We start from the raw sequence: 13,798 nt of genomic DNA, 5'->3' as shown, positions 1-13,798 counted from the left end.
TATGGTGAACGCTTCCAAATCTCCGGCCGGTCGGTCATAAATTGCCGACTGCGGATCGTCGGTGGAGACCTCCAAAGCCCCGGGCGTTCGTTTATAAACTGTCGGCTACGGATCGTTGGTGTACGCGTCAAAGCCCTCGCCGTGAGGGCGCGTAGTGCCTCGCGGTTCGAGCCCTTAAAAAGGCGCGAACCGGGCGCGCGGACAACACTGCTCTTTTATAAAAATCGGCTGCCGTTCACAGATTTTTTAAATACGATCTCGTCAGCACCGACCTGATTGACTTATTGCCCTTATACGTCACCGGCCATGGCGCGGAACAGGTCGTTCGCGAGCGCGTCGCGGTCGACAGTGTCGGGCTCCTCCTCTCCCGTCGCATCGATCTCCGGGGTGATCGTGCCGCCGCCCATCCGGGAGTGCCCCCCGCCGTTGCCGTTGTTGAGGTCGGACAGGACCGCGTCGATCGCGTTTCCCATGTGGACTCGGTCGTCCCGCGAGCGCCCGGAGAGGTGTATCGTGCCGTCGCGCTCACCGATGACGACGACCGCGCTGACCCCCTCCAGCTGGATGAGTTCGTCCGCCGCTTGCGGGATCGCGTCGACGTTGTTCAGCCCCCCGACGTCCGAGACGGCGAACGAGCCCTCGATCTGTCTCCCCGCGATCGCCCGGGCTTTCACTTCCAGGACCTCCGCGTCGACCGCAGGGTTGGCGATCCGGTCGAGTTGGTCCTGATCGACGCCGGGATAAACGTACGCCGCGGCGGCGAAGTCCGGCTCGCTCGCGCCGACGGTGAGGTGTTTCGTGTCCGCGAGGATCCCGTACAACAGTCCGGTCGACGCACGCGTCGACAGCGCGAGGGTCCCGTCCGTCTCGCTCGCGTGTTTGTCCGGTGGCACCGGCACGGCTCCGTTGTCGTCGAAGTACTCCGCGATCACCGAGGCGGTCGCGCCGTAGTCCGTCCGTACGTCGGTGAACTCCTCGCCGGTCCCGTCGCCGGGGTGATGATCGATGACCGCGGTCGGCAACACCCCGTCCGCACCCCCGAAGCCACGAGGTTCGTTGTGATCGACGAGAATGACGGTCTCCGCAGCGAGATCGCTGACGTGGTCGATCCGGTCGAGTTTGAGGTCAAGCACGGTTCGGAACGCCCGATTCTCCTGATGGCGGATCTGACCGGGATACTGGACGGTCGCCTCGACATCGAGCTGGTCCGCCAACGACGCGACCCCGACCGCGGCCGCCATCGCGTCCGGGTCCGGGTTCGGATGCATCAACACGGTGATCTCCTCTTCGTCGGCCAACAATCGCCGGAAGGTGACTCCCGACGGGCGTCGTGCCCGAAGCAGTACGTACGAACTCGCGAGCACGGCGACCGCTACGAACGCCGCAACCGCGGTCAGCTCCGGGTTCTCCCGGACGAACGCCTCCATCTCGGAGAGCGTCTCGCTCACCGCTGTCAGGCCCCACATACGTCAGACGCAATTCGCCGACGCTACATGAAGCTTCGTGCCGACGCTGTATCATGAGAAATCGGCATATGGCCCCGATATGCGGCGGTTTTATGTAACCTTCACTCTCGCTCTCGCCGGAACGAATCGATCGCGTCGCGGTATCCCTCGCGGAACGTCGGATACACGAGCTCGTAGCCGAGCTCTCGCAGCCGATCGTTCGAACATCGCTTGCTGGTCCGGATCCGTCGCCGGGCCGCCGCGGAGAGGTCTCCGTCCGCGATCCGCTCGGCCTTCGAGCGCTTTTCGGGTCGGCCGACGCCACACTCGTCCGCGAGCCAGTCCGCGAACGCGTGTTTGTCCGCCGGCTCGTCGTCCACGACGACCACCGCCTCCCCGCGGGCGCGATCGGTTTCGAGGACGTGTCGGATCGCTCCGGCGGCGTCGTCGCGATGGACCATGTTGAGGTAGCCGGCGGTTACGGGGCCGTCGATGTACCGGCCAAGGCGGTATCGCTCCGGTCCGTACAGCCCGGCGAAGCGGGCGACCGTTCCGTCGATCCCGTACTCCGCCGTCTCCTCCAGTGCAACCGTCTCGGCCGTCGCCAGCACGCGCGTCTTCTCCGTGGTCGGATCGATCGGCGTCGATTCGTCGACCCATCCGCCGTCGTGGTCGCCGTACACCCCCGTTGAGGAGGTGTACACCAGTCGATCGGGTGGCGTGGTTCTCGTTCCGTACTCCTCGACGACGTTCCGTAACCCGTTGACGTACACTTCGCGGGCCGCCGCAGCGCCACGCCCGCCGGAACTGGCCGCGAAGACGAGGGCGTCCGCGTCCGGAAGCGTCGAGAGCGTCTCCGGATCGGTCGCGTCCGCGCGAACCGCCTTCACGGATCCGTCGAACGCTTCGTCGGTCGGTTCGCTCACCGAGCCGATCGCCTCCAACCCCGTCTCCGAGCGTCTGACTCCCGTCACGTCGTGCCCGCGGCTCCCGAGCTGTCGTGCGAGTTCGAGCCCCACGTAGCCGCAGCCGACGACGACGACCCTCATCGTTTTCGGCTCTCGATGACCGCCATGACTTCGGCGAGCTGTTCGAGCGTCATCGCGGCACGTCCCTCCAGCACCTGCTGAACCTCCTGACCGGTGAGATCGGCGTCCATCGACGCCGCGACCGTGTCCACGTCGAGGACGGCGGTCGCCATCCCCATCAACAGGTGATCGCGGATCTCCGCCACCATCGGCTCCGACTCGCGGTCGCTCCCGACGGCGAGCAGGGCTGCACCCTCCGCGAGAGTCATGGTTCGAGCGTCTCCGTCGGCGATCCGCTCGACGGTTGCCTCGTCGAGTGGCGTCTCGGCGACGACGCGGTCCGCTCCCGTTTCCTCGACCGTCTCGGCCAGCACGGCCTCGAACGACGCCAACAGCGTTGCCGCCTCGATCGCCTCTTCGTCGTCGTTCGCGCGGTCGGCCGTTACCGCCTCGTCGGCGATCTCGTGAAACATACCGTTGATCGGCGGGCGCGTCCCAAAACGCCACCGGTCGCCCCGTTCGTAGCGGTCGCGACGCTCCGTTCGGAGTCGCCGCGGACATCGACCTACCACCCCGGCGATGTCTCGTCACGTGTTCCGTCGACGTCGCCGACCCCGGGCGGTCCCGCGGGGACCGCAACGGCGACGAGCGTTCCGGTCTCGAACGCGATCGGCTCGGTTACACCCAAGCGTACTCTCTCGCCGTCAACGGTCTCCGTCACCGTTCCTTCTTCTCTGACGTACTCGAACGGTCGGTCCGGCGTTCCGACGTCCGAGCGGAGCGTGAACCGAGGATACTCCCCGCGGACCTCCACGCGCCACGCGTTCACCGTTGTGGCCCAGTACCCGGGGACGGGTGCGACGGGAAGTCCCGCCCCGACTCTTCGAACCGGCTTCGGGGCCCATCGTTCCGCGGCCTCCTCGCCGACGCGTTGCGCACCGTCCTCTACGGCGCCCTCCATCTCGCCGCGAACCTCCTCACGGACCTTCTCGGTCGGTCCATCGACGAATCGGGCAGGGATCCTGACCGCGTCGCGATCGGTTGCTGTCCGGGCCGTAACGTGGAGATCCGCGTTGAGTGCCGCTCGTTCCCGTCCCGACACTCCCTTCCGACGCTCGGCCGCCGCGGCGATCCGTTGTGCGTACTCGCCGTCGTCGATCGCGACTGCTCTCTCTCCCGGCGAACCGTACGTACCGGCCACCGACTCGACGACTGACTCGCTTTCCCCGCGGTTCATCGAGCTCCGATCCGCGAGGACGGAGGCGAGTTCGTCGTCCACGACGCCCATCGACTCCGTCACTCGGTCGGCGAGCGTCTCCCTATCGGCCTCCAGATCCGGGTCGTTTCGGCCGGCGAGCGCGTCGTCCGCGGCCAGTAGCGCGCGTCCGGCGACGCCGAGCCGGACGGTGTCCTCGGTTCCGAGGATCCGGTCGACGATCCCGCCGGCAACGTCGTCATAGGGAACCGTCACGTAGTTCAGGTTCCGTGTGGCGAGCGGCCGCGTCGTCGTCCCGTCAACGGCGTCGACGTCCGCCCCGTCGACCGCCGTCCGTGGAAGATAGCCCGGTGACGCGTTCGGAACGAACGTCACCGATCCACCCGGGCCCTCCCCGCCGACACGGTACTCTCCCGTATCGCGTGCCGCCTCCCGGCTGGAGATGATCTCGGCGAGTGAAGGGCCGTCAAAGGCTCCTTCTACCCGATCGAGGAACCCGTCAGTCGCGGCCTTCTCGTCGTCGTTCGCCGCCTCCAGTTCCGCTATGACGGCATCCACGTATGCGGTACGCGTTGACGTCCACGCTCGATCGGCCGCCCCGTCGTACGTCACTGGGGCGTCGATAAACTCGCTTCGCCGGTCTCTGACCGTCTCAGCGAGGTCGTCGTACGGATCGGCCGCTCCGACGGCAGCTTTCTCCATCGAGAGTTCGGCTTCGAGCTCACGCACTTCGATCCGTAGTTCGTCGATCTCCTTCGCGCTCCGATCGACGACCCCAGTACCGGGATCACCGAACACGACGGTCGAGCGGTGGACGTCTCCGTCGAAGACGGCCTGGTACGCGAGGGAGTCGATGTCTCCAGTCGTCTCGGCACCGAGTTCCGACCGAGCCGCGTGAGGCGTTCCCGTGAGATCGACGTCGCCGGCTCCGCCGGCTCCGAACGTCGCGATCGAGCGGTCTGGCGCATCGTCACGTGGTGCGTAGGATCCGGTCACGGAGACGACGACCCGATACCGGTCGGCCACGGTGTCCGTGGTCGTCGTCCGTTCGGCGACCCGTGTTCCGGTTCGAGTACCGTTTTCGTCCTCGACGTCGACGATCCGCTCCCATCTTGCCGTCGCCGTCCGCTCCGAGACCACCTCCCGTGTCGTCGTGCCGAACGACACTGACTCCCCGGACGAGACCGTGCCGCGGGGGACGCCGCTCGGAACCGAATCGTCGCTCACGACCCACTCCGTTTCGTCGGTACTCGTGCCGACCCGTGCCCAGTCGCCTTCGACCCCCCCACTGCTGGGTGTCGGCGGTCGCGCGGTACCTCCGCTTGAGACGCGACTAGTGGACGTCTCCATGGTCGCTTCGATTCGATAACTGCCCTCGACTATCGATTCGATATCGTCGTGGACCTCCAGCGCAGCAACGTCGGCCGCGTGATCGACCGAGACGGAGGTCGTCTCGTCCGTGTGGGCCTCCGCCGCATCGAATCCGTCCCCGTCTTCGCGGGTCGGCGTCGGCGTGTCGAGCACTAGATCCGTCCACGCGTCCTCGTCGAGCGGGCCGGGTTCGAGCAGGTCCGTCAGCCCGGTTCTGGCGGTCGCTTCGGCGACGCCCCCTCGCGCGTCGGGGTCGCTCGTGCCGAACACGTCCCGTTGTGTCCGCACGATCCCTGCGTTCGTCGACAGTTCGACGTGGCGGTTCGCCAGCACGTTCTGAACGGGCGCGCCCCAGTACTGTGCGTATCCGCGCGCCCACGTCATCGGATAGAGGCTCGCGGTCAGCTGACGACCAAGTCCGGAGCCCTCCACTGGACCGCGATTCAACCGCGTCTCGAACCGCTCCGTTCGCTTGTGTGCCGCGAGCGTCGGCACGGCGACGACCACGGTTCGGTCTCGGATCTCTTCGGCGACCGTCCGCCCGTCCCGAGTCGCGGTGACGGTCACGTCCTCGAACGTCACTCGCGTCGCCGTTCCGTCCGCGACGCTCTCCACGCTGACGGACTCCCGTGCGGATCCGAGGTCGTTCGGATCGATGTCGTCGCCGGCCGCACCGAACGACGCCGTCGCGGAGACGTCGTTTACGTCGGCTTCCACGGTCGAGAGCGACTCCTCCGCCGCGAGTGCCAGCCGGATCCGGAAGGCATCCGCGAAGGGTGACGCCGATCGGACGGCGTTCGCCGATCGGCCGTCGTCGTTTCCGTTCGTCTCGCTCGGCGCGCGAGTGACCGGATCTGACGCGGAAGCATGTGCGGCCTCGCGGGCGGCACTCTTCAGCGCCGCCGTCGTGTCCGCATCGACTCGTTCGACGGCGTGCTCGACGCTTCGGTCCTCGCTCACGAGCCCTTGGCCCGCTAACCCCGACGCGTACGCGGAGCTCGTCACGAGCAGCAACACTCCAATCAGCGCGAACGGGATCCGTGCTCGCGTGTCCATGCCGAACGCCCTGGCCGGGATTCGGTCCCTCACACGTGCGCTCCCCATCAGTACCACACCCTGACGACGACCCGAAGTCGGTCGTCCCGTCCCTCGTCGCTCTCCAATCGCTCCGGGACCGGATGCGTCACAACGGCGGCCGTGACTTCGACGTCCCTCGGCGGTTCGGGTCCGACGCCGATCGCCCGAGCGTCCCGGGTGGAAACGGTGGTCGGCTCGTCGTTTTCGGTTCCTCCCCGAACGGCCCCGGTCCTCGTTTTCGACCGCGTCGGCACCGGCGGAGAATCCGCGTTCTCGGCTAGCGTCTCCACGCGGTCAAATCGATGTCGAACGTCGACTCGGGTCCGTGGCCCGAGCGAATCGGTAACGACCGTTCTCGCCCGCGTCCGGAACCGATCGGCCGCCCCCGTGTCGTCCCACTCCTCGGCAGCGATCGCCATCGAGAGGAACTCCACGAGCGTCGCGTGAACGGTTCGCGAGTCATCCTCCGCTCCGGGCGTCGGATACGTGATTGTCGCCGTCTCGGTCGCCAGCCGGTCCGCGGCGTCGTCCGCGGTATAGCCCGTCTCGCCCGCTCCTTGCCCCCCTCCCGCGATCCCGAGGGTAATGACGCTTGCCGAGACGCAGAGCAGTAACACCGTCACGTCGACAACGGTACTCGTCATCCGTGGAACACCACCCGAAGGGTCCCGGGGGTGTTCCGCCCCGGGGCGACGCGGACGGTTACCCGCCGCTCGGTGACCGCACTCGACCGGCGATCTGGCCGAATGGCTCCTGTTTCTCCGACCGCCCCGAGTCCGACCCGCCAGGTTTCTCCGTCCGACACCAGTTCGACGGTCGCCGGCGTCCGCGTCTCCCCAAGGTCGCTCAGGCGGCTCGGCCGCGCGACGCCGCCGAGGGTCACGTCGCGTTCGATCCGGTCGACCACGACGCTCGCCTCTTCGGGCCCCTCCGTCGCATCCGAACGCACGTCATCCAGCACGCCGACATATAGCCCGAGCGCTGCCCCCACGGCGAGAACGGCAACCAGTGCTGCGATCGGCTCCACGGCCGCACGGTCGGCAGCGACGAACCACTCATCCGACGAGCGTGACATGTGTCTCATCGTAGTGAACCCGCTTCACGGTTATTCGGTCGGGAGCGACTCGCCATTCGTGTTCGAGCGTCCGTTCATGTTCCGCGGCCGCGGCGAACTCGCCCGAGTCGTCGAAGACGGTCTCCGGCGAGACACCGTCGAGTACCCTTCGGAGGCGGTCGTCGGCACCTGTCCCGCGGGGCGGGACCGGTGTTATCGGGCTCTCGCCGATCGTCGATCGAGCGACGACCCCGCCACCATCGATCTCGACCGTTCGTGGAGTGATCCGGAGCCGATCGGCCGAAACCCCGTGTTCCGCGGTCGCGACGTAGTCACTGCCGGCGACCGAATCGATCGTGTGCGCGACGCCGTCCGCGTCCGGCGGTGGCGACGCGGGGAGCGTGGCGACTACGCCGGCGGTGACGATGCTCACGGCCGCAAGGCCGAGCCACGCGTACGTGGCGTCGAGGTTCGTCTCGAACATGGGTCGGGTGGCCGCGGTTTCGTATTTAAACGATCGGACGTGGACGGGGTCGTGATCGTGACGAGTTCGACGCTCACAACAGCGCTCCTGCACCGGCAAACGCGACCACGTACGCCGCCGTCGCCGTCGGTAACGCGATACCGACCCGGTAGGCGACGAGCGTCGCATCGAACCCGTGTTCAAGCCCCGTCGCCAGCGCAGTCAGCGTCCCCGAGAGTAAGAGCACGTACACGCCGACGATCCGGCCGAGCACTGGAACGGACAACGCTCCACCGCCACCCCCGCTTCCGTCATCGCCTCCGCCGCCCTCTGCTCCGGTCGGTTCCGCCGTCGGAACCGACTCCGGACCCCCGCCCGCGAGCGCATCGGCCATCCCTTCGGTACCGCCGGACGAAGCCCCGAGACCGCCGACCCCGACCGTATCGACCCCGGTCGCGAGCGCGACCGTCGCCCCGCCGACGATCGGGGCGAACACGGCCGCGGTGTTCGATAGAGTCCCGGTTACGGTCGCGAGCTGTCGTCTTGCGTCGCGTTCGAGCTCGCGCAGCCGTTCGAGCTGGTCGGCGAGTTCGAGTAGAACGTCGCCGGCCGGCCTCCCCTCGCGAGCGGCGACGGCGAGCAACGCGACCGCGCCCTGGACCCGGGGCGAGGGGACGGTCGCAGCCGGGCCGCCCGATCCGGTGAACGCCTCCCGGACCCCGACACGAAGCGTGTCGCTCCGGCGACCGGCCCGCTCGAACACGTCCCCGGTCGCGTCGTCGAGTCGTTCGCCGGCGTTCGCGACGGCTCGCTCGACGGAGACGCCTTCGGCGACGTCGCCCCCGACGACCGTCATCGCGTCCGGGAGTCCCGACTCGATCGCTCTGATCTCCGAGAGCACCGCACGGCGCGGTCGAACCGCGACGACGAGTGCCGTCCCGACGCCGACCCCGACCGCGGCGACCAGAACGGTCCATCGGGCGATCAGTGCTCCCGAAAGGCCGGCCCCGATGACGCCCACTCCGAGCCCTGCGGCGACCGCATGTGGACGGCGATCGGGAACGTCGGGATGGCTCCCGTCTATTGATGGCGGTGGAAACGCCACCGGTCGACGGGCGAGCAACCACGCCGATGCTCCCAGGAGTCCGGCCGGGAGCACGACGAGATATATGCCGGCGACCATCGCCGGTCGGATCGGGACGCCCGAGGCCGCGGCCGCCGGCAGAAGCGCGATGAGGGCGAGCGGGAGAAGCACGCCGAACGCGTACAGCGCGGAGACCGGTCCGCGAACCTCCCCGACGAACTCGGCCAGTCGTTCGGTCGTCCCCGAGAGCGTCGCGCTCAGGGCGCGATCCAGACAGCGGCCACGGCGCTCCGGCGGCGCGGACGCGGCCGTCCGGACGAGCGTTGCCGCCCGGTCGATCGCGGGGAACCACGGTCGCCACTCGCGTGCGAACGCACGGAGGCCGCTGGTCGGGCCGTTCACACACCGGCGCTCGTGTCGGGTCAACCCCGCTGCCAGCGGTCCACGGCCCGTTCGAGCCGCAAAACGGACCGCCCGTTCGGTCGACGGGTCGAGGCGCATCCGCAACACGAGGCGACCGACGAGTCCCGGTGCGGCCCCGAGCGCACGAGTCCGCCGAAGCGATGCGATCCATACCGGTCCGCGGTGTACTGCGTGGGTTACAACGAGACCGACTGCGAGACCCGCAACGGCACCCACCGCCATCCCGCCGACGAGTGTCCCGATGATGACAGCACAGAGTCCGGCACCGATCCCGGCACGATATCCGGTTTCGATCACGCGTTGCGCGGTGACGCCCCAGCCCAAGAAGGCGATGGACCGACGGAGCTCCTCGGACCCGGCGTCGGTGTCACTCCTACCGTCTCCTCCCAACGATTCGCGACGGGGTCCGCTCATCGGCGTCCCTCGGTGTACCGTCCCGGAGCCGTTCGACCATACGCCACCGCCTCGCGGATCGAATCCGCCCGCCGTTCGATGGCCGATCGAACGTCCGCGTACGACTCGCCGGGTACAGAGAGGTAGTCGACGAGATGACTCTCTCCCCGGCGGGTTCGACCCGTCGGTTCGAGACCATCCGACGACCGTTCGAACAGCGGCTCGAACGACGGCTCGTCGTCGTGTTCGATCACTTCGACTATCGTGTCGACTCGGTGGTCGTTCAACACGACGAGGAGATCCGTCGCGCTGAACGACGACTGCGAGACGCCGAGGTCGGTGACGACGCGCTCCCGGACCGACTCCGGATCCTCTCCGTGGATCGTTCCGAGCACGGTCTCGCCGGCGGCCCCAACCCGCATCGCTTCGTACAGCGCCTTCGCCTCCTCACCACGCACCTCGCCGACGACGAGCGCGCCGCCGCCGAGTCGGAGCGCGGTCCGAACCGCTTCGCTCGGTGACGGTTCCGCACCGTCTCCGACGCGTAGTCGCTGGACGTCACGGTCGGCGTTCGCGAGCGCCGTTGCCGGGAGCTCGGGCGTGTCCTCTATCAGGACCGACCGCGTCTCCGGCGACAGCTCCCACAAAAGCGATCCGAGCGTGGTCGTCTTTCCGGCACCGCGTCCACCGGCGACGAGCCCCGTCACGCCACGCTCGACGGCGACAGACAACAGTCCAGCGGCCGGCGCGGAGAGCGTGTCCACGTTCACGAGTCGTGCGAGGGTCCATGCGTCCGGGTCGCCGCGGCGGAACGTAAAGGAGAGCCCGTCACTCGCCGGATCGGTCGTCGCCGCGACCCGGACGCGACCTGACTCCGTCTCGATCGTCGCGTCGAGCACCGGTGCCGCTCGCGAGAACGCCCGCCCGCTGGTCCGTCGGAGTCGCGACGCGAGCGTCGCGGCCCCTTCGGGCGGAAGCCGGACGTTAGTGTGACACCGTTCCCCGTCGAGGACGACACGGAGGGGGTTTTCGGCGACGGGAGCCGACACCGTCGCGTCGCTTACTCTGCCGTCGGCGAACACGTGTTCGAACGCCCCGTACCCGTGGGTGTGTCGACGGAGCGTGTCGGTGAGGAGCGGCACCGGGTCGTCCTCGCTCGCCACGGCTCGAACGGCGCGTCCCGGCGCTCTATCGCCGCCCGTCGGGTCGGCGAGCAGTCGTTCAGTGGCTGCTTCGAGCGTCGCGAGCGCATCGGCGTTGAGCTCCGTCGTCGGAGGCGTCAGGTGGTACGTGTCGAGCTCACCGGTTCCCTCGTAGCGTCGCACCGTCGCACCGGTGTCGAGTTCCCACCGATCGGTCAGAGTCGCCCCCGGCGGCGGGTCGGCCGCGATCCGAGTCGTGGCGACGGTCGGCCCGGCGTGTGCTCGGAGGACGTCGGCCGTCTCGCCGGCGTCGCCGACGGCCTCCGCCAACCCCGTCTCGGCGACGATCCGTCCCGCCGGGCCAGCGCGCCCCGTTGCCTCGCGTACGGCACCGACGGGGTCCCGCGCCACTCGTTTCGCGAGCCGCGCCTCGTGGAACTCGATCCGCTCGCGGAACCGACCCGCGGCGAGCAGACACGCGGCAGCCCGTCCCGCGTACGCGCGTTCACGACCGGCGTGTTCCGTTCTGATCACGTCCGCGTCACGATCGGTGAGCGCGTCGATGACGGTCGCTCGACAGTCCGAGCTCGCGGCGAGGTCGCCGCGTCCGGGACAGCCGTCTGCGTCGACCGTGAGGACGGTACGGTCGTCGACCCCGGTTCCCGCTGGCCGGTCGAACGACGTGTCACAGCTACAGTCGCCGTCGTCGCTCCCCGACCGGAGGAACGACGGGACGTCGATGCTCATGAGCGGCGTGGCCGCGGTATCGCATATAAAATATCGTTCGTCTCGGCTGCTCAACCGGTTCGGGAGATCAGGACCGACGTCTTCTCTTCGTCCGTGACGAACCGGAACTCGATCCGGCTCTCACCGGTGCTCCGGAGCGTTATCGGCCCCTCAAAGACGCTAAGACCGACCGTATCGGTCGGATTCGGTATCGGGATCACTCGGACCGGCTCTCCGCGAAAACGATACGCCAATGCCACGTCGGCGGACGTGACGCCTCCCTCATCGCCTCCGCCGACCACGGTCCCGTCATCCCGCTCGATCACGGCCCCGTTGCTCCGGTCGACGCTCGCCTCCCCGTCTCGATCGGGGTCGACGTTCACGAGGGTTAGGTCGTCTATCGGCGCGGCGGCGAACCCGCTCGGTGCGCGCACGACGAGCGATCCGCGCGCGGCGAGTGCCGGCTCGTCGACGGCGACCGACCCCGCGACGAGGTCGGCCGCCGCCCGCTCGATCCGCTCGGCCTCCGCCCCGATCCGCTCGGCGGTCGTTTCGGTTCGTGTGGCGTCGAGAGCGGGGAGCGAGGCGGCCACGAGCGCGACCGCGAGGAGGACCGTCAGAACGACACGGATCACAGCGCGTCACGAAGCCGTTCGAGGGGACCCTCGTCCGAGTTCTCCTCGTCGGGTCCGTGGTCCTCGCAGCTGCCCCGGTTCCTCGCGTCGGATCCGTGGTTCCGCCCCGTCGCGTGGTCGTCTCCCGGGATCGCCGCCTCGATCGCCGCATCGGTCGGAACCTCGGGAGCGTTCGTCCCTCGGTCGGTCGCACGTAACTCGTCGGCGGCGTCGACGTCGCGGGGTCCCGTCCCGATCTCGTCTCGTCCCGTCCCGGGCTGGTCTCGGGGTCGGGCCGCGTCGCGCGCGTCGGTCGCGCGGGCCAGCGCGAGATCCGCTCGCCGTTCCACTTCTCGGTTGACCGAACGGATCGCACCGGCGTACCCTCTGACCGCCTGTGTTGCGGCCTCCAGCTCCTCGATGCGCTCCTCCACCGAATCGAGGCGCTTCGCGAGCGTCTCGCGTTCCGCGGCGGCGGCCGCCCCGCCGTCGACATCGGTGACTTCCATGTCGCTCCCGGTGAGTGCACGTTCCACTGCGTCGAGTCGCTCCTCGAATCCGGTCTCGACGGCTCCCTCGGCCGTCGGGTCGGGCTCGGATGTCATACCGCGGATGGCCGCGGTTTCGTATTTAAACCGATGGGAAAAGGATATTGTTGACCGATCGTTATGATGGAGACATGAAAGCCGTCCTCGTCGGCGTCGGACAAGCGGGAGGCAAGCTCACGACCGCACTCTCGGAGTTCGACGCGGAGATGGGATTCGGCGCGATCCGCGATGCCATCGCCGTCAACACCGCGACCGCCGATCTCGAGCCCCTCCCCCTCGACACGGTACTCGTCGGACAGTCCAGAGTGAACGGCCACGGCGTCGGCGGCGACAACGAACTCGGTGCGGAGGTGATGGACGAGGACTCCATCGAGGTGTTGGACGCGGTGGCCCCGCGGGTCACGGCTGACGTCGAGGCCATCGTCGTCGTCGCCGGTCTCGGCGGCGGCACCGGTTCCGGCGGCGCGCCGGTGCTCGTCCGCGAACTCTCCCGGGTGTACGACGTACCCGTCTACGCGCTCGGCGTCCTTCCCGGTCGGGACGAGGGGGCGATGTATCAGGTGAACGCCGGGCGGTCGCTGAAGACGCTCGTCCGGGAGGCGGACGCGACGATCCTGCTCGACAACGACGCGTGGCGGTCGTCAGGCGAGAGCGTCGAGGGCGGCTACGCCGCGATCAACGAGTCGATGGCGCGGCGAGTCGGACTCCTGTTGGCGGCCGGCGAGGCCACGCAGGGGGTCGGGGAGTCGGTCGTCGACACCAGCGAGGTAATAAACACGCTGCGGGCCGGCGGGATGGCCGCCGTCGGGTACGGCTCCGCGCCCGCGGGCGAGGACGCCGGCGATAACGTGAACACGGTGACCAGCACGGTCCGGAGCGCGGTGATGACCGGGCTGTCGCTACCGAGCGCGACGACGGCCGACGCCGGCCTCGTCGTCATCGCGGGCGACCCCGAACGGATCTCCCGAAAGGGTGCTGAGAAGGCCCGTAAGTGGCTCCAAGAGGAGACGGGGTCGATGCAGGTCCGCGGCGGCGACTTCCCGCTCGACTCCGACCGGCTCGCGGCCGTGGTGTTGCTCACGGGCGTTGAGCGTTCGGACCGGATCGAGGCGTTCCTCGAACGCGCTCGACAGGCGATCCGCGACGAGCCGGAAGAGGAGCCCGATGCGGCGGAGGCGTTCCAGAACGACGAGATCGACGATCTACTGTGACCG

Annotated in this window: 12 protein-coding genes; 1 reads left to right on the top strand and 11 read right to left on the bottom strand. The window is 68.5% G+C overall.

What is annotated here, in order from left to right:
* Window positions 1–290 precede the first annotated feature (290 nt).
* The 11 genes from J2751_RS10635 to J2751_RS10585 all read right to left on the bottom strand — a co-directional run bounded on the left by J2751_RS10635 (window position 291) and on the right by J2751_RS10585 (window position 12,641).
* On the bottom strand, window positions 291–1,466 hold the full coding sequence (locus J2751_RS10635) for a DHH family phosphoesterase (protein ID WP_209485898.1): 1,176 nt from the start codon (window positions 1,464–1,466) through the stop codon (window positions 291–293).
* A 101-nt stretch (window positions 1,467–1,567) separates the two neighbouring features.
* Complete coding sequence (locus J2751_RS10630; RefSeq protein WP_209485897.1) at window positions 1,568–2,494, bottom strand: NAD-dependent epimerase/dehydratase family protein; 927 nt, start codon at window positions 2,492–2,494, stop codon at window positions 1,568–1,570.
* Complete coding sequence (locus J2751_RS10625) at window positions 2,491–2,946, bottom strand: DUF5791 family protein (RefSeq protein WP_209485896.1); 456 nt, start codon at window positions 2,944–2,946, stop codon at window positions 2,491–2,493. Before J2751_RS10625 ends, J2751_RS10630 begins: the two co-directional genes overlap by 4 nt.
* 92 nt (window positions 2,947–3,038) lie before the next feature.
* Window positions 3,039–6,116, bottom strand: a complete 3,078-nt coding sequence (locus J2751_RS10620; RefSeq protein WP_245202727.1) for a DUF7286 family protein — start codon at window positions 6,114–6,116, stop codon at window positions 3,039–3,041.
* A gap of 47 nt (window positions 6,117–6,163) precedes the next feature.
* Window positions 6,164–6,781, bottom strand: coding sequence for a DUF7284 family protein (locus J2751_RS10615; protein WP_209485892.1), 618 nt, complete (start codon window positions 6,779–6,781; stop codon window positions 6,164–6,166).
* Window positions 6,778–7,212, bottom strand: a complete 435-nt coding sequence (locus J2751_RS10610) for a DUF7285 family protein (protein ID WP_209485890.1) — start codon at window positions 7,210–7,212, stop codon at window positions 6,778–6,780. Before J2751_RS10610 ends, J2751_RS10615 begins: the two co-directional genes overlap by 4 nt.
* Window positions 7,193–7,675, bottom strand: a complete 483-nt coding sequence (locus tag J2751_RS10605) for a DUF7283 family protein (protein WP_209485888.1) — start codon at window positions 7,673–7,675, stop codon at window positions 7,193–7,195. Before J2751_RS10605 ends, J2751_RS10610 begins: the two co-directional genes overlap by 20 nt.
* Window positions 7,676–7,748: 73 nt before the next feature.
* Complete coding sequence (locus J2751_RS10600; RefSeq protein ID WP_209485886.1) at window positions 7,749–9,575, bottom strand: type II secretion system protein; 1,827 nt, start codon at window positions 9,573–9,575, stop codon at window positions 7,749–7,751.
* Window positions 9,572–11,443: an ATPase, T2SS/T4P/T4SS family gene (locus J2751_RS10595; RefSeq protein ID WP_209485884.1), complete on the bottom strand. Its 1,872-nt coding sequence runs from the start codon at window positions 11,441–11,443 to the stop codon at window positions 9,572–9,574. The genes J2751_RS10600 and J2751_RS10595 overlap by 4 nt, the downstream gene beginning before the upstream one ends.
* Window positions 11,444–11,493: 50 nt before the next feature.
* A complete protein-coding gene (locus tag J2751_RS10590; protein WP_209485882.1) occupies window positions 11,494–12,057 on the bottom strand; it encodes a DUF7311 family protein in 564 nt (187 codons plus the stop codon).
* Window positions 12,054–12,641, bottom strand: a complete 588-nt coding sequence (locus J2751_RS10585; protein ID WP_209485880.1) for a DUF7310 family coiled-coil domain-containing protein — start codon at window positions 12,639–12,641, stop codon at window positions 12,054–12,056. The genes J2751_RS10590 and J2751_RS10585 overlap by 4 nt, the downstream gene beginning before the upstream one ends.
* 74 nt (window positions 12,642–12,715) lie before the next feature.
* Between J2751_RS10585 and J2751_RS10580 the strand changes: the two genes are divergently transcribed.
* Window positions 12,716–13,795: a tubulin/FtsZ family protein gene (locus tag J2751_RS10580; RefSeq protein ID WP_209485878.1), complete on the top strand. Its 1,080-nt coding sequence runs from the start codon at window positions 12,716–12,718 to the stop codon at window positions 13,793–13,795.
* Window positions 13,796–13,798 lie beyond the last annotated feature (3 nt).

Origin of the sequence: Halorubrum alkaliphilum (assembly GCF_017873815.1) — an archaeon.
GTDB classification, from domain to species: domain Archaea; phylum Halobacteriota; class Halobacteria; order Halobacteriales; family Haloferacaceae; genus Halorubrum; species Halorubrum alkaliphilum.
Note: the sequence above shows the minus strand (reverse complement) of the source record. Positions and strands in the feature narration are given on the sequence as shown.

Bases quoted from the DNA above. Each gene is read 5' to 3' on its own strand.
- J2751_RS10625 (WP_209485896.1), bottom strand. From the start codon at position 2,946: ATGTTTCACGAGATCGCCGACGAGGCGGTAACGGCCGACCGCGCGAAC.
- J2751_RS10595 (WP_209485884.1), bottom strand. From the start codon at position 11,443: ATGAGCATCGACGTCCCGTCGTTCCTCCGGTCGGGGAGCGACGACGGC.
- J2751_RS10605 (WP_209485888.1), bottom strand. From the start codon at position 7,675: ATGTTCGAGACGAACCTCGACGCCACGTACGCGTGGCTCGGCCTTGCG.
- J2751_RS10615 (WP_209485892.1), bottom strand. From the start codon at position 6,781: ATGACGAGTACCGTTGTCGACGTGACGGTGTTACTGCTCTGCGTCTCG.
- J2751_RS10630 (WP_209485897.1), bottom strand. From the start codon at position 2,494: ATGAGGGTCGTCGTCGTCGGCTGCGGCTACGTGGGGCTCGAACTCGCA.
- J2751_RS10580 (WP_209485878.1), top strand. From the start codon at position 12,716: ATGAAAGCCGTCCTCGTCGGCGTCGGACAAGCGGGAGGCAAGCTCACG.
- J2751_RS10610 (WP_209485890.1), bottom strand. From the start codon at position 7,212: ATGTCACGCTCGTCGGATGAGTGGTTCGTCGCTGCCGACCGTGCGGCC.
- J2751_RS10600 (WP_209485886.1), bottom strand. From the start codon at position 9,575: ATGAGCGGACCCCGTCGCGAATCGTTGGGAGGAGACGGTAGGAGTGAC.
- J2751_RS10620 (WP_245202727.1), bottom strand. From the start codon at position 6,116: ATGGACACGCGAGCACGGATCCCGTTCGCGCTGATTGGAGTGTTGCTG.
- J2751_RS10585 (WP_209485880.1), bottom strand. From the start codon at position 12,641: ATGACATCCGAGCCCGACCCGACGGCCGAGGGAGCCGTCGAGACCGGA.
- J2751_RS10635 (WP_209485898.1), bottom strand. From the start codon at position 1,466: ATGTGGGGCCTGACAGCGGTGAGCGAGACGCTCTCCGAGATGGAGGCG.